Here is a 23,679-nt window from a genome sequence, read left to right as displayed (position 1 = left end):
TTGGTCGGCCGTTGCCTCATCTCGATCCGCCCTAGCGCGATCGTCTGATCTCGGTCGGCATTGTCTAGTGATGGTGCTTGTGCTTGTGCCCTGCGGAGCCGTCGGGACGCTGATAGCCCCGTAACTCTGCATATCGCTGCATCTGGCTCTGATCGAGCACGGCAGCGGTTGAGAGGTGGTATTTGAGGTGGCTCTCGCGGAGCTGCCCCTGAGTTTCGGCAATGGCGCCAATGCTGGTCTTGAGCGCTTCCGATGTGACCCTGCGGGAAGAGAAGAGGTCTTCCAGCGCTCTCTCTTGCTCGACGAGCTTGTTACCCAGCGGAACGGCTTCCTGTTTCATGGCATCGAACAGCCGTTGAACCTCGGCGCGCTGATCGGCGGTCAGGCCGAGACGATCACTGAGCTCGAGGACGTGGCTGGGACCGGGATATCCATTGAGCTCCGCAGCGAGAGCCAGGCCCATACCGCGTCCGGCGCGGAGATCGTCGATCTGTTGCTGTGACAGCGCCTTGATGGGGCGCTTCTCAAGGCCGGCATAGGGTTGACTGGACTGCGCGCCGGCTGTGCTGCCCGTGAGGAGGAGGGAGGCTGCAAGCAGAAGGACGCGGTTCATGAATCTGGCTCCCACAAAATGGAGCCGGCCGATGTCGAAGCATCGAACCCGGCTGTGACGTGACACCTGTCGCGATCGAGTGATCCCGGAGCACAAATCTTGCTGGATCGTCCGGCCCATGGCAACAAAGATCGCCGTGATTGAGTTGCCGAATGTGGAGCAGGTGATGGCCTCTTTGCCGACCGCGAATACTGAGATCACGCAGTTCTTCCGCCGATGGCTGGACACCTTCGCGGGTTATGTCCGAGAGGTCGATTACGCCTCGGCGCGGCCGCTCTTCGATCCGGACGTGCTCGCCTTCGGCACCCATAGCGACGTCATCCCCGGCCTCGATCAATGGGTCAAAACCCAATGGGACAATGTCTGGCCGAAGACGACCGACTTCCGTTTCGTCCTCGATCAGACCTCCGTTCTGGCATCACCGGACGGTATGATGGCAACCGTCGTCGCGCCGTGGACGAGCACGGGCTATCATCCCGATGGCAGCACGTTCGCGCGCCCAGGCCGCGCGACGATGGTGTTTTCGAGGAACGGCGATGGCTGGCTGTGCGTGCATTCGCACATGTCGCTCAATCGCGGTGTGCCGCAGGCGAGCCACGCCAATCGGCCGGTAAAGGCCTGGTAGCTCGACCGCGTGCACGATCGACATGCAAAAGGCCCCATTCCGGGGCCTTTTGAGTTCGAGCTGCAGCGAGCCTTATTCCGGCTGGCCGATGCTGACCTTCAGCGTGCCGATGCCGTCGACGCCGCATTCGAGCTTGTCGCCAGGCTGGAGCTGCGACACGCCGGCGGGCGTGCCGGTCATGATGATGTCGCCGGCGGCGAGCTTCACCTGCTGGGAGAGCTGCCAGATGATCTCGGGCACGTTCCAAATCAACTCGGTGAGGTCGCCCTTCTGCGCTTCCTTGCCGTTGACCGTCAGCCAGATCTTGCCCTTGGAGGGATGGCCGATCTTCGAGGCCGGCTGCAGCGCGGAGCAGGGCGCCGAATAGTCGAACGACTTGCCGATCTCCCACGGGCGCTCCTTCTTGCGCGATGCGATCTGGAGATCGCGCCGGGTGAGGTCGATGCCGACAGCGTAGCCGTAGACGTGGTCCAGAGCCTTGTCGGCGGGAATGTTCAGTCCACCGCTCTTCATCGCGACGACCAGCTCGACCTCGTGATGCAGATCCTTGGTCAGAGGCGGATAGGGAATGGTGGCGCCGTCGGGCACCAGCATGTCGGCATGCTTGGCGAAGAAGAACGGCGGTGCGCGCTCGTCATTGCCCATCTCGCGGATGTGCTCGAGATAGTTGCGGCCGACGCACCAGATGCGGCGTACCGGATAACGGCCGCTCTCGCCGACGACGGGAAGCGAAGCCTGGGGCGGAAGCGGGATGACGTAGGAGGCGGCGTTCATGCGGGTCTCGCTGCTCTTGAGGTGGAACGAACTCTATGCGGTTGCGCTGATCGGCGCCAGAGCGCCGGCGTCGTGATGCTGCAGGCGGAAGAACGAGGCATAGCGGCCGCCGCGACGGAGCAGCTCGTCATGGCGGCCCTGCTCGACGATCTCGCCGCCTTCGACAACCAGGATGCTGTCTGCGTGCATGATGGTGTGCAGGCGGTGCGCGATCACGATGGTGGTGCGGTTCTGGCAGAGATGCTCGATCGCCTCCTGCACCTGCCGCTCGGATTCGGAATCGAGCGCGGCAGTGGCTTCGTCCAGGAGGATGATCGGCGCGTTCTTGAGCAGCGCGCGCGCGACCGCAATGCGCTGGCGCTGTCCGCCCGAGAGCTGGGTGCCGTGCTCGCCGACGGGCGTGTCGTAGCCGAGCGGAAAGCCCGTGATGAAGTCGTGCGCGCAGGCCGCCTTCGCCGCCTCGACGATCTCGTCCTCGCTGGCGTCCGGCTTGCCGAAGGCGATGTTGTTGCGAATGGTGTCGCGGAACAGATAGACGTCCTGGCCGACATAGGCGGTCTGGGCGCGCAGTGATTTGCGCGAGACCGACGAGATCGGCTGGCCGTCGATCACGATGTCGCCCTGCGTCACCTCGTAGAAGCGCAGGAGCAGGCCCAGCACGGTCGACTTGCCGCCGCCGGAGGGGCCGACCAGCGCAGTCACCTTGCCGGGCTCCGCGACGAAGCTCATCCGGTTGAGCACCGTCTCGCCCGAGCGATAGGAGAAACTGACATCGCGCAGCTCGATACGGGCATCTGTCAGCTTCAGCGCCGGCTTGTCATCGTCGGACTGCTCGCTCGCGGGGCTGTCGACGACCTCGAGCAGCATACGGGCGCCGACGAGCTGGCTGTTGAGATCGATGTTGAGCCGGGCCAGCCGCTTGGCCGGCTCGGTCGCCATCAGGAATGCGGTCATGAAGGAGAAGAACGCGCCGGGCGTGGCGTTCAGCGCGACCACGGCATAGCCGCCATACATCAGGCAGCCCGCGACGGCGAAGCCGCCCAGCATCTCCATCAGCGGGTTGGAGCGGTTGGCGACGCGGGCCATCTTGTTGGCGTTGCGTTCGACGACCGCGATGTTCTCGTCGATGCGCCTCTGCATGGTCTCTTCGAGCGTGAACGCCTTGACGGTGCGGATGCCCTGAAGCGATTCCTGCATCGTCTCCATGATGTCGGCGGTGCCGGTGAACTGGTTGAAGGCGAGGCCCTTGATGCGCTTGACCAGCTTGCGCAGCACCAGCATCGCCGGGGGCACTGCGACGAGGCCGATGAACGACATCAGCGGATCCTGCCACACCATCACGCCGATCATGGCGAGCAGCATCAGGAGGTCGCGCCCGACGGCGTTGACCAGCATGTTGAGGACGTCGGTGATCGACTTGGCGCCGGCGGTCAGCCGCGCCAGGAATTCGGAGGAGTGCCGCTCGGAAAAGAAGCCGACGCTCTCGCGCATCAGCTTGGCGAACAGCTGGCGCTGGTTGGTGGCGAGGATGGCGTTGCTGATCTTGGTCAGGATCACCATGTGGCCGTAGGTCGCCACGCCTTTGATGAAGAGCAGAACGACCGTGATCCCCGAAAACATCGCGATGCCCGGGATGTTCTTGTCGACATAGGCCTGGTTGATGACCTGGCCGAGCACGTAGGTCGCGCCTGCGGTCGCACCGGCCGCCAGCGCCATCAGCGCGAAGGCCACGAGGTAGCGCCGCCAGTAGATGATTCCCTGTTCCGTGATCAGGCGGCGAATCAGGACCGCTGCCGCGTAGGGATCGTCGGTGATTTTCTTTGGAAACTGGGCCATCCGGTGTCCATTGACGGCGCAGGACAAAAGCCTGCCCGCGCGTCAGGGATCGATGGGCCTCTGTGCCCGCTCAAGCCGGGTTTTTCAAGCCCAATTAAGGGCTTGCGCTTGGGATGATTCTAGGCGGAGGCGGCGTGGCGGAGCTCGCCGTGGCGCTCGCGGAACAACTTGTCCTCCCAGGCCAGCGCATGGGCTGCGATGGTCTCGAGGTCGTCGTATTGCGGCCGCCAGTCGAGCAGGCTGCGGATGCGGCTGGTGTCGGCGACCATGGTCATGATGTCGCCGGGCCGGCGCGGGGCGTATTGCACGGCGAAGCTGCGGCCCGAAACCCGGCGCACCGCGTCGATGGTCTCCAGCACCGAATAGCCGCGGCCATAGCCGCAATTGAGCGTGGACGAGGCGCCGCCATTGCGCAGATAAGCGAGTGCCGAGCGATGCGCCTGCGACAGGTCGGTGACGTGGATGAAGTCGCGGATGCAGCTGCCGTCCGGGGTCGGATAATCAGTGCCGAACACGTCGATCTTGGCGCGCTGGCCGGTGGCGGCTTCCACCGCGATCTTGAGCAGGTGCGTGGCGCCGACGGTGGCTAGCCCAATGCGCGCCTGCGGATCGGCGCCGGCGACGTTGAAGTAACGCAAGGTCACGTATTGCATGCCGTAGGCGGCAGCGACGTCGTGCAGCATGATCTCGGTCATCAGCTTCGAGGAGCCGTAGGGCGATAGCGGCCGCGTCGGCGCGTGCTCGGGCACCGGCACCTGATCCGGATTGCCGTAGACCGCAGCGGTCGAGGAAAAGATGAAGCGGCCAATGCCGCGCTTGACCGCCACGTTGAGCAGGTTACGCGCAGTGGTGAAGTTGTTGCGGTAATAGCCGAGCGGATCGCGCATCGAATCCGGCACGACGACCGAGCCTGCGAAATGGATGATGCTCTCGATGTCGTGCTGGGCGATCACGCCTTCGAGCAGGTTCTCGTCGCCGGCATCGCCGATGAACAGCGGCACGCCTTCGGGCAGGTAGGCCGAGAAACCGGTGGAGAGATCGTCGATCACGACGACGTCCTCGCCGGCTTCCGCCAGCGCCAGGACCGTATGACTTCCGATATAGCCGGCGCCGCCGGTGACTAGCACAGTCATGATCTCACCCGTCTTCGATCAACGCGCAAGGCTAGCGCTTGCGTGGTGAAGAGGGGGTATCGGCACAGCTGAACTGGTCACTATGCTTAATGTTGCGTATAGGGACTTTGCGAAATGGAGTGTGACGTGGCGGGTTTCCCCGGCGATCTCGAATTGATCGTGCCAAATCTGCACAGGCGCTATTCCGGGGTCACCGCGACCAACCGGATGGTGGCGCCGCGGCTGGCAAAGCTGTACCGCGCCGCCTGGTTCGGCTCGGACGCGCCGGCGGGGATCGCGCGCCTGAGCATTGGAGATCTCCTCAAGCTCTGGCGCCGCAAGCGGCCTGTGATCTGGCATGCGCGCCGCAACAACGAGATGATCGCGGGCGTTGGCTTGCGCGCGCTCGGCTGGCCGCTCAAGCTCGTGTTCACCTCGGCGGCGCAGCGGCACCATAGCTGGATCACGCGCTGGCTGATCCGACAGATGGATGCGATCATCGCGACGAGCGACATCTCGGCCTCGTTCCTGAAGGTGACGGCGACGGTGATCCCGCACGGCGTCGACACCGACGTCTATGCGCCGCCCCAGGACCGCGCTGCGGCCTTTGCCGAAAGCGGCCTGCCGGGCCGCTACGCCATCGGCTGTTTCGGCCGCGTCCGTGCGCAGAAGGGCACCGATCTGTTCGTCGATGCGATGTGCCGTCTGCTGCCGCGCTATCCGGATTTCACCGCTGTCATCGTCGGGCAGGTGACGGCCGAGCAGACGCCCTTTGCCAACGACCTGAAGAAGCGCATCGAGGCAGCAAACCTGCAATCGCGCATCGTCATCACCGGCGAGCTGCCGATCGAAGCAGTGCAGCGCTGGTATCAGCGCCTGACCATCTACGCCTTCACTTCGCGCAACGAAGGCTTTGGTCTGACGCTGATCGAGGCGATGGCGGCCGGCAGCGCGCTCGTGGCCGCGCGCGCCGGCGCGGCGGAGCTCGTCGTCGAGGATGGTGTCACCGGCGTGCTGATCCCGACGGGAGATGCCGACGCGCTCGCTGCGGCGCTCGAGCCGCTGATGCGTGATGTGGCCGTGGCGACCGCGATGGGCGAGCGCGGGCGGGCGCGGGTGCTCGAGAAGTTCAGCCTCGATGCCGAGGCGGCGCGGATCGGCGCGGTCTATCGGCCGCTGCTCTGAGGCCGTTTTCGCCTGTCGCAAACAAAACCGCGAAAACAACCCCATGCACAGTAGCCGGGGTCAGCAAAATCAAGGAGTTGGCGGAGAGTTCGAGAGATTGCGGATTTTTCGAACGAATTTTGACTCGTCGGGCAAAACAGTGGCAGGATGTCATCATCGGCCCGAGCCACGATCGCCTCAGTTCGTCACCCGCTTCCCGCTTCCCCCAGCACCCTCTCCGCAATCCCCACCACCTCGCTTGCCGCAATATTCCGCATGCAGCGGTGGTCGTTCACCTTGCAGACCGTGCTCTGGCAGGGCTGGCAGGACAGCTTTTCCTTGTCCTGCACCAGTGTCGCGGCGAGGCCGTTCAGCGGGGCCCAGAGATAGGGGCTGGTGGGACCGAAGATGCCCATGGTCGGCGTGCCCAGGGCGGCTGCGATGTGCATCAGGCCGGAATCGTTGGAGATGGCAACGCCGGCGGCGGCCATGGCGAGGATGCCGTTGCGCAAGTCCGAGCCGGTGAGATCGCGGACGCCCGGGCCGCCGGCGGCGACGATCTCCTGGGCGAGCTCCTTTTCGGCGGGACCGCCGACCACCCAGACCTCGAGGCCGCGCTCGACCAGCAGGCGGGCGGCTTCGGGATAAGAGGTCCAGCGCTTGGAGACGCCGACCGAGCCCGGGGCGAGTGCCACCGCAGCGCCGGCACCGAGACCATTGGCCTCGCGCCACCGGGCGATCTCCTCGGCCGGGACGCGCAGTTGCGGTACCGGCCATTCCGCGGGCAGGGGCGCGCCGTCGGGCTGGGCGAGGGCGGCGTTCTTGTCGATGAAGCGGGGCAGCTTCTTCTCACCCCAGCGCCAGCGGTTGAGCAGGCCGAACCGGAACTCGCCGACGAAGCCGATCCGTTCAGGAATACCGGCGAGTGCCGGCGCGATGGCCGCTTTCCAGGTCCGGGGCAGCACCAGGGCAGTGCCGTAATTCTGTTTCCGCAGCAGCCCTGCCAAGCCGAACTGGCGTGCGACGGCCAGCCGGCTGCGCGGCATATCCCAGACGATGCCGGCGCGCACCCCGGGCATGTAGTCCACCAGCGGGGCGCACAGGGAGGTGGTGAGGAGATCGACCGGCCGGTTCGGCCAGCGCTCCTTCAGGACCCGCACGACGGTGTGATTCCGCACGAAATCGCCGATCCACATGTAGGGGACGATCAGGATCGGGCGTGTGTCGCTCCGATCTGCATCACTACCAAGTTGCGAATCAATATTCATTCGTTATGAGGGCCGAACACGTGCCGATATGGCGGCTCGGTTAGCCGCTCCGGGCCGGCAGGTAAAGGCGGCAGAAGAGCAATCCCAAAACAGCTTACACTTTGGCGGATCATGCGCTAGGGCAGGATCGGGCACCTAAAATCGGGCAGGTAGGTGGAATGTTGCTGGTGACCGGCGGGGCCGGTTTTATCGGATCGAATGTCGTGGCCGCGCTGAACGAGGCCGGTCGCAGCGACGTCGTGATCTGCGATCTCCTCGGAACCGAAGGCAAATGGCGCAATCTCGCCAAGCGGCAGCTTGTGGATATCGTTCCCCCGACCGAGCTGATGGACTGGCTGAAGGGCCGCAAGCTGGAGGCCATGATCCATCTCGGGGCGATTTCCGCGACCACGGCGACCGACGGTGATCTCGTCGTCGAGACCAATTTCCGCCTGTCGATGCGCCTGCTGGACTGGTGCACGATGAATGCCGTGCCGTTCATCTACGCGTCCTCGGCGGCGACCTATGGCGACGGCACGGAAGGCTTCGACGACGATTCTTCGCTTTCGGCGCTGAAGAAGTTGCGGCCGATGAATCTCTACGGCTGGAGCAAGCACCTGTTCGATCTCGCTGTCGCCGAACGTGTGGCGCGCGGCGATCGGCTCCCGCCGCAATGGGCCGGCCTGAAATTCTTCAACGTGTTCGGGCCGAACGAATATCACAAAGGCTCGATGATGAGCGTGCTGGCGCGGCGCTTCGACGACGTCAGGGCAGGCCGCGTTGTGCAGCTGTTCAAGTCGCATCGCGAGGGCATCGAGGACGGCGATCAGCGTCGCGATTTCATCTATGTCGACGATGTCGTGCGCGTGGTCCTTTGGCTGCTCGCGACGCCGTCGGCGTCCGGCCTGTTCAACGTCGGCACCGGCAAGGCGCGCAGCTTCAAGGACCTCATGCTGGCTGCCTATGCGGCGCTCGGCACCAGGCCCAACATCGAATACATCGACATGCCCGAGCAGATCCGGGACAGCTACCAGTATTTCACCCAGAGCGAGGTCGATCGTCTGCTCCGCGCCGGCTATAACGGCGGCTTCACGACGCTCGAGGACGCGGTGAAGGCCTATGTCGGGGATTATCTCGACCGGCCCGACCGCTTTCGCTGAGGCCCTTTCGACCATGCCGACGCCCATTCTCGATTTCGATGCCCTCGCGCAAGCCATCTCAGGCCGTACGGTGCTGTGCATCGGCGACATCATGCTGGACGAGTTCGTCTACGGCGAGGTGTCGCGGATCTCGCCGGAAGCGCCGGCGCCCGTCATCGCCGCCCAGCGCAGCGAGATCCACGTCGGCGGCGCCGGCAACGTCGCGCGCAACGTCGCTTCGCTCGGCGCGCGCTGCATCTTCGTCGGTCTCATCGGCGAGGACGAGGCCGGCACGCGGCTCGAGGCCGCGCTCAATGATCAAGCCGGCATCGAGAGCGTGCTGGTGCGCGACGCCTCGCGGCCGACCACGCGAAAAGTCCGCTTCGTCTCCGAACATTTTTCCACGCACATGCTGCGCGCGGATTGGGAGCAGGCGCTGGCTGCGTCCGACGAGATCGAAACGAAGTTGATCGACGCGATCCTGCCGCAGATCGCGCGCGCCGACATCGTGCTGCTGTCCGACTATGCCAAGGGCGTGCTGACGGCTCGCGTGATCCGCCACACCATCGATGCCGCGCGCAAGCTAGGCAAGCCCGTCATCGTCGATCCCAAGAGCCTGAACTGGGCGATCTATCGCGGCGCCACGCTGCTCACGCCCAACCGCAAGGAATTTTCGGAAGCGACCCGCAGCCGCGCCGACACGGTGCAGAGCATCGTCGAGGCCAGCGAGGACGTGATGCGGCTCGCCGACTGCGAGGCGATCCTGGTCACCCAGGGCGAGCACGGCATGACCATGGTGCCGCGGAATGGCGGGGCCGTCCACGTGCCGGCCGTCCCGGTGAAGGTGCGCGACGTCTCGGGCGCCGGTGACACCGTCGCCGCTGCGGTTGCGGTGTCGCTCGCGGCCGGCGCGGACTGGGACACGGCACTGCGCATGGCCAACGCCGCCGCCGCCGTCGCGGTCGGCAAGCAGGGCACCGCCAGCGTCAGCGCGGCCGAGCTGCGACGCAAGATCCTGCCGCATGCCACGCTCGCGGCCGAAGAGAAGATCGTGCTCGACCCGGCAGCACTCGACGCGCAGCTCGCCGAATGGAAAAGGCAGGGCCTGCGCGTCGGCTTCACCAACGGCTGTTTCGACATCCTTCATCCCGGCCACGTCAAGGTGCTGACCGCGGCGCGCGCCGCCTGCGACCGCCTGATCGTGGGGCTCAACAGCGACGCCTCGGTGCGGCGGCTGAAAGGTGCCGATCGTCCGGTCCAGGACGAGCGCGCGCGTGCCGAGGTGCTCGCCGCACTGGAGGCCGTCGATCTCGTCGTCATCTTCACTGAGGACACGCCGATCGACCTGATCACCAGGATCAAGCCCGGCGTGCTGGTGAAGGGCGGCGATTACACACGCGAACAGGTCGTCGGCCATGAGGTGGTCGAGGCCGCGGGCGGGGCGGTCGTGCTGGTCGACATTCTCCAGGGCTTCAGCACGACGGCGCTGGTGCATCGCGCCAGGGGAGGGAGCAAGTGACGGCGCTCGCCCGCGAAACGACCAGCGAGATGTTGCATCGCCGTCTGCGCAGCCCCGCTGCCTGGCGCGAGACCGTCGATCTGTTTGCGATCCTGACCGCGGCCTCGCTGCCCTGGTCGACATCGCTTGCGGGGATATTCAACGCGCTGATGCTGATCTGCATGGTGCCGTTCCTCGATCTACGCGATTTCCTGCAGTCCTTGAAGCGTCCGATCTGCATTGCGCCGATCGCGCTGGTCGTTCTCGCGCTGCTGGGGACGCTGTGGTCGGATGCCCCGTGGGGCGCGCGCTTCTATGCGGTTAATCCGACCGTCAAGCTGCTCGTGCTGCCGGTCCTGCTCTATCATTTCGAGCGCTCGCCGCGTGGCCACTGGATATTCATCGCCTTCCTGGTGTCCTGCGCCTTGCTGTCGGTGATGTCCTGGCTGGTCGCCTTCTACCCGAACCTCGCGCTCAAGACCGATCCGCCCGAGCGCGGCATCTTCGTCAAGAACTACATTGACCAGAGCCAGGAATTCGCGCTTTGCGCGGTGGCGCTCGCCTATCCGATCGTGATGCTGTTGCGCGAGAAGCGATACTGGTTCGCCGCGTTGCTGACGGCGCTGGCGCTTAGCTTCTTCATCAATATGACCTTCGTGGTGGTGTCGCGCACCGCGCTCGTCACCATTCCGATCATGTTCGGCGTGTTTGCACTGCTTCACCTCAAATGGCGCAGCATCGCGATCATCTCCGGCGCGCTGCTCGTCGGCGCCGTTCTCGCCTGGCAGGCCTCGCCGCAATTGCGCCACACCGCCGAGAGGTTTACCACCGATTACACCGGCTATGTGGAACGGGGCGAGGCAACCTCCATGGGCATGCGGCTCGAGTTCTGGCGGAAGTCGCTCGGCTTCTTCGCGGAGGCGCCGATCCTGGGGCACGGCACCGGTTCGACCCGCGGGTTGTTCGAACGCGTCGCGACGCCCGCCGGTCAGGGGCGGGCGTCAGCCGAGGTGATCGGCAACCCGCACAACCAGACGCTGAACGTTGCGGTGCAATGGGGCGCGATCGGCGTCGCCATTCTCTACGCGATTTGGATATTGCATCTGCGGTTGTTTCGCGGCGACGGGCTTGCCAATTGGATCGGACTCCTAGTCGTGGTGCAGAACGTCTTCACCTCGCTGTTCAACTCGCATTTGTTCGACTTCCACGAGGGCTGGATGTACGTCATTGGCGTCGGCGTCGCCGGCGGAATGGTGATCCGGGAACAACAGCTCGGGGCGAAGATGAGGGAAGCCGGTTCCTGAGGGGCCACGCGGCTGGCAAGTCTTGTCGAGATGGGCTATCAGCGCGGTCAAGTTGCATTTAACTGGGTTTTCATCGGTCGGCGGATGACGCGACTTTCGCATCTCACCTCGCGCAATTTCCTGATCGCGCTCCACGACCTGCTGGCAACCACGGCGGCGCTTTTTGCCGCCTTCTATCTGCGATTCGAGGGTGGCGACGATTTCTACGCTCGATTGCCGCTGCTGTTCCAGATCCTGCCCTACTTCCTCGCCTTCAGCGTGGTCGTGTTCTTCCTCTGCAATCTGACCACGACGAAATGGCGTTTCATCTCGCTGCCTGACGCGCTGAACATCATTCGCGCGGCGACCGTGCTCACGGTTGCGCTGCTCGTGCTCGACTACATCCTCGTTGCCCCCAACGTTCGCGGCGCCTTCTTTCTCGGCAAGGTGACGATCGTCCTCTACTGGTTTCTCGAGATCTTCTTCCTCAGCGCGCTGCGCATGGCGTACCGCTACTTCCGCTATACGCGGGTGCGGCGTCACGCGAGGGGCGGGGAGGCCGCGCCGACGCTGCTGATCGGCCGCGCCGCGGATGCCGAAGTGCTGCTGCGCGGCATTGAGAGCGGAGCGATCAAGCGCATCTGGCCGATCGGCGTCTTGTCACCATCGCCTGCCGATCGGGGCCAGCTCATTCGCAACGTGCCGGTGCTGGGCGGCATCGACGACGTCGAGGATGTGATCTCGGATTTCGCCAAGCGCGACAAGCCCATCGCGCGCCTCATCATGACACCATCGGCTTTCGAGCCGGAGTCGCATCCGGAATCGATCCTGATGCGGGCGCGCAAACTGGGTGTGATCGTGAGCCGGATGCCCTCGCTGGAGAGCGGCGATACGCCAAGGCTCACGGCGGTTGCGGTCGAGGACCTCCTGCTGCGTCCGAGCGAGAAGATCGACTATGCGCGCCTGGAGGCCTTGATCAGGAGCAAGGCCGTGATCATCACCGGCGGCGGCGGCTCGATCGGATCCGAGATCTGCGAGCGTGTCGTCGCCTTCGGCGCGGCACGTCTCTTGATCGTGGAAAATTCCGAGCCGGCTCTCTACGCGGTCACCGAGGCGCTGGCCGCGCGTGGTGCCACCGCACAGATCGAAGGCCGGATTGCCGACATTCGCGACCGCGAGCGCGTCATGCGCCTGATGGCCGAGTTCAAGCCCGACATCGTCTTCCATGCCGCGGCGCTCAAGCACGTGCCGATCCTCGAGCGCGATTGGAGTGAGGGCGTCAAAACCAACATCTTCGGTTCCATCAACGTCGCGGACGCCGCCGTTGCCGCCGGCGCCGAGGCGATGGTGATGATCTCTACCGACAAGGCAATCGAGCCGGTGTCGATGCTCGGCCTCACCAAGCGCTTTGCCGAAATGTACTGCCAGGCGCTCGATCGCGACCTCGCAGCCGGAGCGAGCGGCAGCAAGCCGCCGATGCGGCTGATCTCGGTCCGGTTTGGCAACGTGCTGGCCTCGAACGGGTCGGTGGTGCCGAAGTTCAAGGCCCAGATCGAGGCCGGCGGGCCGGTGACGGTAACTCATCCCGACATGGTCCGTTACTTCATGACCATCCGCGAGGCCTGCGATCTCGTCATCACCGCGGCGACGCATGCGCTTGGGACGCAGCGTCCCGACGTCTCGGTCTACGTGCTCAACATGGGCCAGCCGGTGAAGATCGTCGATCTCGCCGAGCGCATGATCCGCCTGTCCGGGCTGCAGCCGGGCTACGACATCGAAATCGTGTTCACCGGCATGCGGCCGGGCGAGCGCCTGCACGAGATCCTGTTTGCCTCGGAGGAGCCGACCCGCGAGATCGGCGTGCCCGGCATCATGGCCGCGCAGCCGAACGAGCCTCCGATGCAGACGCTGCGCAAATGGAATGCGGCGCTTGAGCAGGCGATCGCGCGCGACGATCGCGCCACCATCAGGACCATCCTGAAGGATGCCGTGCCGGAATTTGGATCCACGGCGGCCTGACCATTGTTGCGCAATCCAGCGCTCGGGGAGCGACGATGAGCGAACGCAAACCGGTCGTGCTGGTGACGGGAGCGAGCGGCTTCATCGGCCGTCACCTCGGGCAGGCGCTGGTGCGCAAGGGATGGTCGGTCCGCCCCGTCGTCCGCAAGCGGCAGGGCATCGACGGCGAGGTCGTGGTCGAATCGATCGGCCCCGACACCGACTGGCGGGCCGCGCTCGAGGGGGTGGAGGCGGTCGTCCACCTTGCCGCGCGCGTGCATCACAGGCGCGAGGAGCATGCAGCCCAGCTCTACCAGGACGTCAACACCGCCGGCACGGTGCACCTGGCGCGCGCTGCGGCGAAGGCGGGCGTGCGCCATTTCATCTTCATCAGCACCGTGCTGGTGCATGGCCGCAGCAACGAGGGCAGGGCCCCGTTCAACGAGAACGACGTCCCGACGCCGCGCGGCCTCTACGGGACGTCCAAGGCGGCGGCCGAGGCAGGCCTGAGGACGCTCGCGGGCGAGAGCGACATGAAGATCTCCGTGATCAGGCCGCCCATGGTCTATGGCGCGAGCGCCAAGGGAAGTTTCGCTCTGTTGACGCGCGCGATGAACCTTGGGGTGCCGTTGCCGTTCGCCGCGATCCGCAATCGCCGCGCCTTCCTTGCCGTGCAGAACCTGTCGTCCTTCATCCTGCACCGGCTCGCTCATCCAGATGCGGCCGGCCATTTCGAGATATTCCTGCTCGCCGACAGCGAGCAGTTCTCGACGCCCGAATTCATCGCGCGTCTGGCGAAGGCGTCCGGCAAGAGCCCACGACTATTCGGCTTGCCGCCGGGCTTGCTCAGCGCGCTTTTCCGAATGATCGGCCGGCAGGACATGCATGACAGCCTGATCGGCTCGCTCGAGCTCGACGTCTCCAAGGCGCTCGCGACCGGCTGGCGGCCGGAGGTTTCGCTCGACGAGGGGCTGCGGCTCGCCGTGTCGGCTCAGGACGCCTGAGGCCGGGAGAAGCGGCGCAGCAGGAGGGCGACCGCGATGGCGCCGGCGATCAGCGCGGGCAGCGTGACGGCCACCGTCGCGGCGCGAACGGCGAGGATCGCCAGCCCTGCGAGCACGAGGTTAAGCAGGAAGACTTCGCCGCTCACCCGGGACACCGAGAAACCGTTGTCGGTCGCGCGCTGATAGAAATGCGAACGGTGCGCCGACCAGAACGGCTCGCGGCGCGCGATGCGCCGAAACAGCGTGATGGTGGCATCGGCGAGGTAGTAGGCCGGCAGCAGCAGCGCCGCAGCCGCTTGTCCGTGCAAGGCGAGCTCGAGCAGGCACCAGCCGAGCAGGAGGCCGATCGGCAGGCTGCCGACATCGCCCAGGAAGACTTTTGCGACAGGACGGTTGAACGGCGCGAAGCCGAGCATGGCGCCGCACAGCGCGGTGGCGATCAGCACGGCCGGCCATGGGAGATCCCCGAGCATTCCCAGCAGCAGCAGCGCAGCGGTGACCGGAACGACTTCCGCCACCGTCATCAGGTCGAGCCCGTCCATGAAGTTGACGAGGTTCACGAACCAGACGCCGGCAAGGACGATGAGGCCGCGCTCCAGCGCGAGCGGCAGCGCCGGCACGATGCGCGCGGTGTCGGGGGCGGTGAACACCACGGCGCCGACGCAGGCGGCCTGCAGCACCAGGCGCACCAGCACGGGCAGCGATACGATGTCGTCGACGAAGCCGACCAGCGCGATCACGATTGTCGCAGCGACCAGCGCCGGCGGGATCGCGACATTGGCGGAGACCCCCCACAGCGAGGCAACGATCAGCGTCGCGGCGATCACCGCGATGCCGGCGCCCTGCGGGGTCGGCACGCGATGGGAGGACCGCGCATTCGGCCGCGCCAGCGCGTAGCGCTGCAGCAGGGGGCGGCTGGTCCAGGTCACGAGCGCCGAGATCAGCACGGCCGCCGCAACGGCAAGCAGCAGGGCCGCGCCGGCGAGCGCATCGGCAGCCGAATTCACTCCGGCACTCCGATCGCGGCCGACCCTTGCGCGGCTTTCTCGGCGCTGAGGATCCAGACCAGGCCGCCGACTGCCCCGACCAGGAAGAACACGGCGCCGAACAGCAGCGAGACGTTGACGCCCTCGTTGGCGGAAAGTCCCGCGAAGCCGAACGCAAGGCTCATCGTGGCCTCACGCACGCCCCAGCCGGCGATCGAGATCGGCATCATCGTGATCAGCATCACCGGCGGCACGAGCAGAAAGACGTCGCTGAAGCGAACCGGGGCCCCAATCGACTGCACGACGCACCAGGCGATGACGACGGCGAGCACGTGAACGAGGACCGACAGGATCGCGACGACGGGGCCGCGGGTGCCGCTGAAGATCACGCGATTGGCGATGACGGCGCAGGCGTGGATGTGATGCGTTGCCCACCAGGTCTTCAGCCAGCGCCATTTCAGCGCGCCGAAGATCAGGAAGCCGAGGCCGCCGGCGAGCGCCAGGAGGTCGATGAGCAGCAGCGCCGAGCGACCGTGCGGATCGGTGATGAGGGTGTAGCTCCAGGGCAGGCTGGCGACGATCAAGATCGCGAGCGCGACCAGGCCAATGGCGCGGTCGACAAAGATCGAGTAGGTCGCCGTGCGCCAGCCGGCGCCGGCGCGGGCGACGAGCCACAGGCGCACCGCATCGCCGCCGATCGCCGACGGCAGCGTCTGGTTGAAGAACGAGCCGATCACGTTGTATCGCATGGCGCGGCCGAGCTCGAGCGGCGCGCCGCAGGCGGCGCTGATCTCGCGCCAGCGCAGCACGCCGACGAAGATCTGCAGGAACGTGACCGCGATCGCGACACCGAGCCAGAACAGGCTGGTCAGGGTGAATCGGGAAAACAGCTCGGATAGGTCGACCTTGCGCAGCGCCAGATAGAGCAGCGCCGCGGAAATCAGGATCTTGGCCGTCGACAACAGGATTCGGCGCATCTCGTCCGCATGAACAGGGTTTGCTAAGATTTGGAGGCAACCCGACGCGAGGCGCCGAATTCGGCCGCTTTGGTATGGTTTTGGCGCCGATCTTGCAATAGCCGTCGTTAAGGAGGCGTCGTTAAGGAGGCGTCGTTAAGGACGCCATGAGGAGATCGCGTGAAGGAGCGGGGAGCCTATTGCGACCCCGTCGAGGTGGCGGCTAGACAGGATCGGGCGAGGGATCACCCAGGGAACAGGATGACGGATCGGGCGATTTTGGTCACGGGTGCGGCCGGCTTCATCGGCTTCCACGTCGCCCGGCAGCTCCTGGGCGAAGGTCGCGCCGTCGTCGGGCTCGACAATCTCAACAGCTATTACGATCCGGCGCTGAAGAAAGCGCGCCTTGCTCTGCTCCGGGACCAGCCGCGCTTCTCGTTCATCGAGGCCGATCTCGCCGACCGCGAGACCATGGCGACGCTGTTCGCGCAACATCGTTTTGCCAAAGTCGTGCATCTGGCCGCGCAGGCCGGCGTGCGCTACTCGATCGAGCAGCCGCAGACCTACGCCGATTCCAATCTCGTCGGCTTTCTCAACGTGCTGGAGGGCTGCCGCAACAATGGCTGCGGTCATCTGGTCTACGCCTCGTCATCCTCCGTTTACGGCGCCAACACAAAACTGCCATTTGCGGTTGCGGACCGCACCGACCATCCGGTCAGCTTCTACGCCGCGACCAAGAAGGCGAACGAGGTGATGGCGCAGTCCTACAGCCATCTTTATCGCCTGCCGGTCACGGGGCTGCGGTTCTTCACCATCTACGGGCCATGGGGCCGCCCCGACATGGCCATGTTTCTGTTCGCGAGCGCCATCATGGCCGGCAAGCCGATCCGGCTCTTCAACCATGGCAAAATGCGCCGCGATTTCACCTATATCGACGATGTGACGCGCGTCGTGTCCAAGCTAATCGATCTCGTGCCTGCGGACGATCCGGCTGCCGCAAATGCGCCGTCAAAGCTCTACAATGTCGGCAATCATCATCCGGAGGAACTGATGCACGTCGTCGGTCTTCTGGAGCGGGAGCTGGGCCGGACGGCGATCAAAGAATTGCTGCCGATGCAGCCGGGAGATGTGCTGGAAACGTTCGCGGATGTCGAGGATCTCTCGCGCGACACCGGCTTTGCACCGTCAACGCCGATCGAGCATGGGGTTCATAACTTCGTCACCTGGTATCGGGACCATTTCAAGGTTTGAGATCACGATGGACAAACGCATAATCCCCCTGATCATGTGCGGCGGTGCCGGCACGCGGCTGTGGCCCGCTTCGCGCGAGGTTCGGCCCAAGCAGTTCCTGCCGCTGTTCGGCACGCGCTCGACGTTCCAGGACACGCTGCTGCGCGTGTCCGATCCCTCTTTGTTCGACCGGCCGATCGTCATCACCAACGCCTCCTACCGCTTCATGGTGCTGGAGCAGCTCGCCGAGATCGGCATTGAGGCCGACGTGATCCTCGAGCCGATGCGGCGCGATTCCGGCCCTGCCATCGCAGCCGGCGCGGTGTTTGCGCAGAACCGCGCCAGCGAGGCGATCGTGCTCGCGCTCGCCGCCGATCACGTCGTGCAGAATAATGCCGCCTTCGTCGCCGCCTGTCGCGAGGGCCTCACCGCCGCGAATGCCGGGCGCATCGTCACCTTCGGCGTCAAGCCGGAGCGGCCGGCAACGGAATATGGCTACATCAATCCGGGCGACGTGATCGCGGGCGAGGTGCAGGCGGTTGCGCGCTTCGTCGAGAAGCCGGACGCGGTGAAGGCCTCCGACTACGTCAATTCGGGCTATCTCTGGAACAGCGGCAACTTCATGTTCCCGGCGAGCGTGCTGCTCGACGAATATCGCAGGGTCGATGCGGCAAGCGTCGAGGCCGTCACCAATGCCGTCAACAATGCCGGCCGCGATCTCGGCTTCGTCACGCTGGAGCCCGAGGCGTTCGGCGCGGCCAAGGCGATCTCGATCGACTATGCAGTGATGGAGAAGACCTCGCGCGCCGCCGTGGTGCCGGTGTCGTGCGGCTGGTCCGACGTCGGCTCCTGGCATGCGGTATGGGAGCTGTCGGAGAAGGACGCGCAGGGCAATGCCGCGCACGGCACCGCCGTGTTCGAGGATTCCCGCAATTGCAACGTCACCACGGATTCCGCGCTGGTCGCGCTCGAAGGCGTCGACGATCTCGTCGTGGTCGCGACCGCGGACGCGGTGCTGGTCTCGCGGCAGAAGGATGCCAACGGGCTGAAGCGCCTCGTGACGAAATTGAAGTCGGTCGCGCCGAAAGTCACCGAAGAGCATCTCAAGGTGCACCGGCCCTGGGGCAGCTATCAATCCGTCGACAATGGCGAGCGCCACCAAGTCAAGCGCATCGTGGTGAAGCCGGGCGGGCGGCTGTCGCTGCAGAAGCACCATCATCGTGCCGAGCACTGGATCGTGGTCCGCGGCACGGCGCAGGTGACCGTCAACGAGACGGTGAAGACGGTGCACGAGAATGAGTCGATCTACATCCCGATGGGCGCCGTCCACCGGATGGAGAATCCCGGCAAGATCCAGCTGGAGCTGATCGAGGTCCAGACTGGAAGCTATCTGGGGGAAGACGACATCATCCGGATTGAAGACGACTATCAAAGGTCGTAACCAGCAAACTCCGAATCACGCGACCCGGGCCGAGAAGCGGTATCTCTTTCGGCCTAAGGCCCGGGGAACGTGTAACTTTTTGAATCAAATCGTGTCCGGCCCGCCAGGGCGGCATTCGCCACAAATGTGGCGTCCGTGCTAGAAGCGGCCCGGGGATTTGCGTTGAATCGGGGTTTGCTCAGATGACTTCCAGGGGATCTGCACCGGCAAAGGCCGGCTTGCGCGTCGGTGTCATTGGCGCCGGCGTGATGGGCAGCAACCATGCGCGCGTGCTCAGCGGCCTGCCCGGCGTCAGCCTCGTCGGCGTCGTCGATCCCTCGCCGGCACATCGTGCGCGGGCCACGGAGCTCGCCAATTGCGAAAGCTTCGAGACGCTCGACCAGCTGTTCGCCGAAGGCGTCGATGCCGTCACCATCGCGGCACCGACCCATCTGCATCACGAGGTCGCGCTCGCATGCATCGCCAAGAACATCCATGTGCTGGTCGAAAAGCCGATCGCATCCACGGTGGAAGAGGGCCGCGAGATCGTCGCCGCCGCGCACAAGGCGGGCGTCACGCTGATGATCGGCCATGTCGAGCGCTTCAATCCGGCGGTCGCCGCGGTCAAGCAGGCGATCGCGGGCGAGGACATTCTCTCCATCGCGATCACCCGCGTCGGCCCGTTCCCGCCGCGCATGTCCAATGTCGGCGTCGTCATCGACCTTGCCGTGCACGACATCGATTTGATCCGCTGGTTCACCGAATCCGACATCGTCGAGGTGCAGCCGCAATTGTCGAGCGCGGTCGCCGAGCGCGAGGACATCGCGCTCTTGCAGTTCCGCACCGAGAGCGGCGTGCTCGCCCACATCAACACCAACTGGCTGACGCCGTTCAAGGCGCGCAGCGTCACGGTCGCGACGCGCGGCAAATACGTGATGGGCGATCTCTTGACGCGCCAGGTCACCGAATGCTTCGGCTTCAAGCCGGACGGCAGCTACTCGATGCGGCATCTGCCGGTCGGCCATGACGAGCCGCTTCGCGCCGAGCTGATCGCGTTCTTGAAGGCAGTGCGCAACGGCGAGACGCCGGCGGTGACGGGCGACGAGGGCGTCGCCAGCCTCGAGATCGCCACGCAATGCCTGGAGAGGCCCTCGCGTCCTGCGGCGACGTCACCCGCGCGCAAGGGGCCGCGCCGCGTCGCCGGCTGATCCCTTCCATGTCGACCGCTCAAACGTCACAAGGCGTCATGAACCAGCACTTACGTTCCGAACCCATTCCCTTCATCGACGTCGCCTCGCAGCGCCGCCGGCTCGGCGCCTCGCTCGATGCCGCCGTGAAGCGCGTGATGGACCATTGCCAGTTCGTCAACGGGCCGGAGGTCTTCGAGCTCGAGAAGCAGCTTGCGGCCTACTCAGGCGCCAAGCACGTGATCGGCTGCGCCAGCGGCACCGACGCCATCCTGATGGTGATGATGGCCAGGAATGTCGGGCCCGGCGATGCCGTGCTGTGTCCGTCCTTCACCTTCATCGCGACCGCTTCGCCGGTGGCGCGGACCGGCGCGACGCCGGTCTATGTCGACGTCGACGAGACCACCTTCAACATGAGCCCGGAATCGCTCAAGCGCGGCATCGCCACCGCCCGCAAGGCCGGTCTCAAGCCCGTCGCGGTGATTCCGGTCGATTTGTTCGGCCAGCCCGCCGATCACGACGCCATCGCCGAGATCGCCAGGGCCGAAGGCCTGTTCGTGCTCGACGACGCCGCGCAAGCCTTTGGCGCGAGCTACAAGGGCCGCAAGCTCGGCACCCTTGGCCACGCCACTGCGACCAGCTTCTTCCCGGCAAAGCCGCTCGGCTGCTTCGGCGACGGCGGCGCCATCTTCACCGATGACGACGAGCTCGCCGCCACCTTGCGCAGCATCCGCGTGCACGGGCAGGGCGTCGACAAGTACGACAATGTCCGCCTCGGCCTGACCGGCCGGCTCGACACCATGCAGGCCGCGGTCCTGATCGAGAAGCTGAAGATCTTCGACGACGAGATCGCCGCCCGCAACAAGGTCGCCGAGCGCTATGCGCGCGGCCTGTCCAATGTCGTCACCGTGCCGCGCCTCGCGCCCGGCAACACCTCGGTCTGGGCGCAGTACACCATTCGTCTTCCCAAGGGCATCGACCGCGACGGCTTCGCTGCCGCGCTAAAAGCCCAGGGCGTGCCGACCGCGATCTATTACGGCAAGTCGATGCACCAGCAGACCGCCTACAAGCAGTATCCCGTTGCCGAGGGCGGATTGCCGGGTTGCGAGAGCCTGTCGCAGGACGTCATCAGCCTGCCGATGCATGCCTATTTGACCGAGGCCGACCAGGAGCGAATCATCGCCGCTGTCCGCGGCGTACTGGCGGGCTGAGTTCCACCCTCTCCCCTTGCGGGAGAGGGTGGCTTCGCGAAGCGAAGCCGGGTGAGGGGTCTCTCTCCGCACGGCATGCGCTGAGAGATACCCCTCACCCGATTGAGTCTGTATCTGCCTGCGGTGCTGCCCTCTCCCGCAAGGGGAGAGGGCGCAGTAATGCGCATCGCAAGATGCATCGACCTCCGTCCGATAAGTCTCTACAACAATCCGCATGCTCGGACGCATCTTCACGGTCGGTGGTTACACGCTGCTGTCGCGGCTGACGGGGTTTGCCCGCGACATCATGCTCGCGGCAATCCTCGGCGCCGGTCCGGTGGCGGATGCCTTTTTCGTGGCGCTGCGGCTGCCCAACCATTTCCGCGCGATCTTCGCCGAGGGCGCCTTCAATGCCGCCTGGGTGCCGGCCTATGCGCATGTCCATGGCGAGAAGGGGGAGGCGGCGGCAAAGCTATTCGCCGACCGCATCTTCACGCTGCTCCTGGCCTCGCAGGTGATGCTGCTGATCGCCGCCTGGCTGTTCATGCCGCAGGCCATGAGCATCCTGGCGCCGGGCTTTTCCGAGGATGCCGAGCAGCGCAAGCTCGCGATCGAGCTGACCCGGATCACCTTTCCCTATCTGCTCTTGATCACGCTGGTGACGCTCTATGGCGGCATGCTCAACGTGATGCAGCGCTTTGCCAGCGCCGCGGCCGCTTCGATCTTCCTCAACGTCGCCATGATGATGACGCTGGCGGTTGCCGTCTGGTTTCCGACGGCGGGCCATGCCGCGGCCTGGGGCGTGCTGATCTCCGGCTTCCTGCAATATTTCCTGCTCGCCGGCGATCTCGCCCGCCATGGCGGCCTGCCGCGCTTTGCGCCCTTGAAGCTTGATGAGGACGTTCGCGGCTTCTTCAAAGCGCTGGGACCTGCGACGCTGGGCTCGATGGGCACGCAGGTGGCGATGTTTGCGGATACCATCATTGCGACTTTCCTCCCCGCAGGAGCCCTGTCGGCGCTCTATTATGCCGACCGGCTGTATCAATTGCCGATAGGGGTGATCGGCATTGCCATCGGCACGGTGCTGCTGCCGGAGATGTCGCGACGAATCACGGCCAGCGACAATGATGGTGCGATGAAGTCGCAGCGTCGGGCCTTCGACTTCACGCTCCTGTTCTCCGTACCGTTCGTCGCGGCCTTCCTTACTGTGCCTCAAGAGATCATGCGCGCGTTGTTTGCTCACGGCGCTTTCTCCAGGGCGGACGCGGCCGCCGCCGGTGCGACGCTCGCGGCCTATGCGGTTGCCTTGATCCCTGCTGTGTTGATCCGCAGCGCGGTTGCGACGTTCTATGCGCGCAAGGATACGGCAACGCCGGTCCGCGCGTCGTTGACGGGCATCGCCGTTAATGTCGCGCTGAAATTCGCGCTGATGGGCACGCTCGCCCAGATCGGCCTTGCGCTCGCGACTGCGGTCGGAATCTGGACCAATCTGCTGCTGGTGCTGTTCTTCGCCATGCGGCGCGGCTTTCTCGTGCTCGACCGCGCCTGGCTGCTGTCGCTCGCGAAGTTCTTGCTAAGCGGCCTCATCCTCGCCGCCGCGTTCTGGCTGATCGCGCGCTTCAGCGGCCCTTGGCTTGGCGCGATGCACTTCCACGACGAGTTGACACTTGTCCTGCTCGCCGTCGGAGGCACGATCGTCTACGCGCTCGCGATCCTCGTGCTGTTCGGCCGCAAGTGGCTGGTCTCGCTGGTGCGCGGCTAGTAAGCACGGCGTTCGCCTCCAGGCTGCAACCGGTATTCCTACATCTCTTGATTTTGCGCGGTTGCCGTGATATCAGCGCGTCATGATCAAATCGTCGCGCAAAGTCTCCCGCAACCACATCACCCGCTTCGGCTGGGCGGTGGGAGGAGTCGTGCGCTAGGATTTCGACGACATCTTTTCCACCAGGCCCCGCCGGCATCGGACGGGGCCTTTTGTTTGGCCACGCTCCCTGCCGGCTCAACAGCAGGAGCGTCCGATGCCACCACAACTGACCAGCATTTCATCCGAGGCCGAGCACGATGCGGCGGTGCTTCGCCTCGACCAATCCATTGCGCTCGCGAAGCAGGCCATGGACGAGGTCCTGGCGGCAGCGGCTCGTCTCAACGTGTCCGTTGCAACGCCGGGCCAAGCCTTGTCGGGGAGAGAAGCTGCCGCAGCCGCGCCGGCGCAAAGTCTCCTGGGCCTGCTCAAGCGATATTGGTCTGCTTTTGGGACGTGGCGCCTGCACCCGCGGGTCAGTTTGATGGATCTGAGCGACAGGGAGCTGACCGACATCGGCCTGACGCGCGCCGAGATCAACTATCTCGCACCTGGGCGGGCGATCGATGCGCTCAGAGATAGTACGAGGTATCTGTTGAGCCGCGGGATGTGAGTA

General features: G+C 65.2%; 20 protein-coding genes. 13 read left to right on the top strand and 7 right to left on the bottom strand.

Going from position 1 to position 23,679, the window contains the following annotated elements; genetic code table 11:
* Positions 1-64: 64 nt before the first annotated feature.
* A complete protein-coding gene (locus N2605_RS23310; protein WP_036015773.1) occupies positions 65-613 on the bottom strand; it encodes a Spy/CpxP family protein refolding chaperone in 549 nt (182 codons plus the stop codon).
* A 166-nt stretch (positions 614-779) separates the two neighbouring features.
* On the opposite strand from N2605_RS23310, the gene N2605_RS23305 reads away from it, so the two are divergent.
* Entirely contained in the window at positions 780-1,238 is a 459-nt protein-coding gene (locus N2605_RS23305; RefSeq protein WP_036015790.1) for a YybH family protein, read from the top strand.
* Positions 1,239-1,310: 72 nt separating this feature from the next.
* On the opposite strand, the gene N2605_RS23300 is transcribed toward N2605_RS23305, so the two are convergent.
* The 3 genes from N2605_RS23300 to galE all read right to left on the bottom strand — a co-directional run bounded on the left by N2605_RS23300 (position 1,311) and on the right by galE (position 4,981).
* The gene (locus tag N2605_RS23300; protein ID WP_036029941.1) at positions 1,311-2,012 is read right to left on the bottom strand and encodes a fumarylacetoacetate hydrolase family protein; all 702 of its coding nucleotides are present in this window, start codon (positions 2,010-2,012) and stop codon (positions 1,311-1,313) included.
* A 33-nt stretch (positions 2,013-2,045) separates the two neighbouring features.
* A complete protein-coding gene (locus tag N2605_RS23295) occupies positions 2,046-3,848 on the bottom strand; it encodes an ABC transporter ATP-binding protein (protein ID WP_036015777.1) in 1,803 nt (600 codons plus the stop codon).
* A gap of 119 nt (positions 3,849-3,967) precedes the next feature.
* Entirely contained in the window at positions 3,968-4,981 is a 1,014-nt protein-coding gene (gene galE, locus N2605_RS23290) for a UDP-glucose 4-epimerase GalE (RefSeq protein WP_036015779.1), read from the bottom strand.
* A 126-nt stretch (positions 4,982-5,107) separates the two neighbouring features.
* On the opposite strand from galE, the gene N2605_RS23285 reads away from it, so the two are divergent.
* Complete coding sequence (locus N2605_RS23285; RefSeq protein ID WP_260343299.1) at positions 5,108-6,145, top strand: glycosyltransferase family 4 protein; 1,038 nt, start codon at positions 5,108-5,110, stop codon at positions 6,143-6,145.
* Positions 6,146-6,330: 185 nt separating this feature from the next.
* Here the strand turns inward: N2605_RS23285 and waaF are convergent, their stop codons facing one another.
* Positions 6,331-7,392 (bottom strand): lipopolysaccharide heptosyltransferase II, encoded by a 1,062-nt coding sequence (gene waaF / locus N2605_RS23280; RefSeq protein ID WP_036029947.1) that lies wholly within the window; start codon positions 7,390-7,392, stop codon positions 6,331-6,333.
* 158 nt (positions 7,393-7,550) lie between these two features.
* Here waaF and rfaD point away from each other — a divergent pair, with 158 nt between their 5' ends.
* The 5 genes from rfaD (at position 7,551) to N2605_RS23255 (ending at position 14,293) form a co-directional block, all read left to right on the top strand.
* Positions 7,551-8,531 carry an ADP-glyceromanno-heptose 6-epimerase gene (gene rfaD / locus N2605_RS23275; protein WP_109143132.1) on the top strand — a complete coding sequence of 327 codons (981 nt, stop codon included), beginning with the start codon at positions 7,551-7,553 and terminating at the stop codon, positions 8,529-8,531.
* 13 nt (positions 8,532-8,544) lie between these two features.
* Complete coding sequence (gene rfaE1 / locus N2605_RS23270) at positions 8,545-10,029, top strand: D-glycero-beta-D-manno-heptose-7-phosphate kinase (RefSeq protein ID WP_260343298.1); 1,485 nt, start codon at positions 8,545-8,547, stop codon at positions 10,027-10,029.
* Positions 10,026-11,312 carry an O-antigen ligase family protein gene (locus N2605_RS23265; RefSeq protein ID WP_036015786.1) on the top strand — a complete coding sequence of 429 codons (1,287 nt, stop codon included), beginning with the start codon at positions 10,026-10,028 and terminating at the stop codon, positions 11,310-11,312. The genes rfaE1 and N2605_RS23265 overlap by 4 nt, the downstream gene beginning before the upstream one ends.
* A gap of 84 nt (positions 11,313-11,396) precedes the next feature.
* A complete protein-coding gene (locus N2605_RS23260; protein ID WP_225152465.1) occupies positions 11,397-13,310 on the top strand; it encodes an SDR family NAD(P)-dependent oxidoreductase in 1,914 nt (637 codons plus the stop codon).
* A 35-nt stretch (positions 13,311-13,345) separates the two neighbouring features.
* Entirely contained in the window at positions 13,346-14,293 is a 948-nt protein-coding gene (locus N2605_RS23255) for an NAD-dependent epimerase/dehydratase family protein (protein WP_036015795.1), read from the top strand.
* Here the strand turns inward: N2605_RS23255 and N2605_RS23250 are convergent.
* Together N2605_RS23250 and N2605_RS23245 are read right to left on the bottom strand one after the other, a co-directional pair.
* Complete coding sequence (locus N2605_RS23250; RefSeq protein WP_036015796.1) at positions 14,281-15,300, bottom strand: MraY family glycosyltransferase; 1,020 nt, start codon at positions 15,298-15,300, stop codon at positions 14,281-14,283. The genes N2605_RS23255 and N2605_RS23250 overlap by 13 nt on opposite strands.
* Positions 15,297-16,256: a lysylphosphatidylglycerol synthase transmembrane domain-containing protein gene (locus N2605_RS23245; RefSeq protein WP_036015797.1), complete on the bottom strand. Its 960-nt coding sequence runs from the start codon at positions 16,254-16,256 to the stop codon at positions 15,297-15,299. The genes N2605_RS23250 and N2605_RS23245 overlap by 4 nt, the downstream gene beginning before the upstream one ends.
* A 240-nt stretch (positions 16,257-16,496) precedes the next feature.
* On the opposite strand from N2605_RS23245, the gene N2605_RS23240 reads away from it, so the two are divergent.
* The 6 genes from N2605_RS23240 (at position 16,497) to N2605_RS23215 (ending at position 23,676) form a co-directional block, all read left to right on the top strand.
* Positions 16,497-17,486, top strand: coding sequence for an SDR family NAD(P)-dependent oxidoreductase (locus tag N2605_RS23240; protein WP_036015799.1), 990 nt, complete (start codon positions 16,497-16,499; stop codon positions 17,484-17,486).
* A 7-nt stretch (positions 17,487-17,493) separates the two neighbouring features.
* Positions 17,494-18,906 (top strand): mannose-1-phosphate guanylyltransferase/mannose-6-phosphate isomerase, encoded by a 1,413-nt coding sequence (locus N2605_RS23235; protein ID WP_057028743.1) that lies wholly within the window; start codon positions 17,494-17,496, stop codon positions 18,904-18,906.
* Between the two features lie 182 nt (positions 18,907-19,088).
* Entirely contained in the window at positions 19,089-20,093 is a 1,005-nt protein-coding gene (locus tag N2605_RS23230) for a Gfo/Idh/MocA family protein (RefSeq protein WP_036032059.1), read from the top strand.
* A 38-nt stretch (positions 20,094-20,131) separates the two neighbouring features.
* Positions 20,132-21,283 (top strand): DegT/DnrJ/EryC1/StrS family aminotransferase, encoded by a 1,152-nt coding sequence (locus N2605_RS23225; RefSeq protein WP_260347473.1) that lies wholly within the window; start codon positions 20,132-20,134, stop codon positions 21,281-21,283.
* Positions 21,284-21,497: 214 nt separating this feature from the next.
* Positions 21,498-23,024, top strand: a complete 1,527-nt coding sequence (murJ, locus tag N2605_RS23220) for a murein biosynthesis integral membrane protein MurJ (RefSeq protein WP_260343297.1) — start codon at positions 21,498-21,500, stop codon at positions 23,022-23,024.
* 256 nt (positions 23,025-23,280) lie between these two features.
* Positions 23,281-23,676 carry a YjiS-like domain-containing protein gene (locus N2605_RS23215; protein WP_036032065.1) on the top strand — a complete coding sequence of 132 codons (396 nt, stop codon included), beginning with the start codon at positions 23,281-23,283 and terminating at the stop codon, positions 23,674-23,676.
* The last annotated feature ends 3 nt before the right edge of the window (positions 23,677-23,679 follow it).

The organism is Bradyrhizobium yuanmingense, assembly GCF_025200905.1.
Lineage (GTDB): Bacteria > Pseudomonadota > Alphaproteobacteria > Rhizobiales > Xanthobacteraceae > Bradyrhizobium > Bradyrhizobium yuanmingense.
The sequence above is the reverse complement of the archived record's forward strand: the minus strand, read 5'-3'. Positions and strand labels throughout refer to the sequence as shown.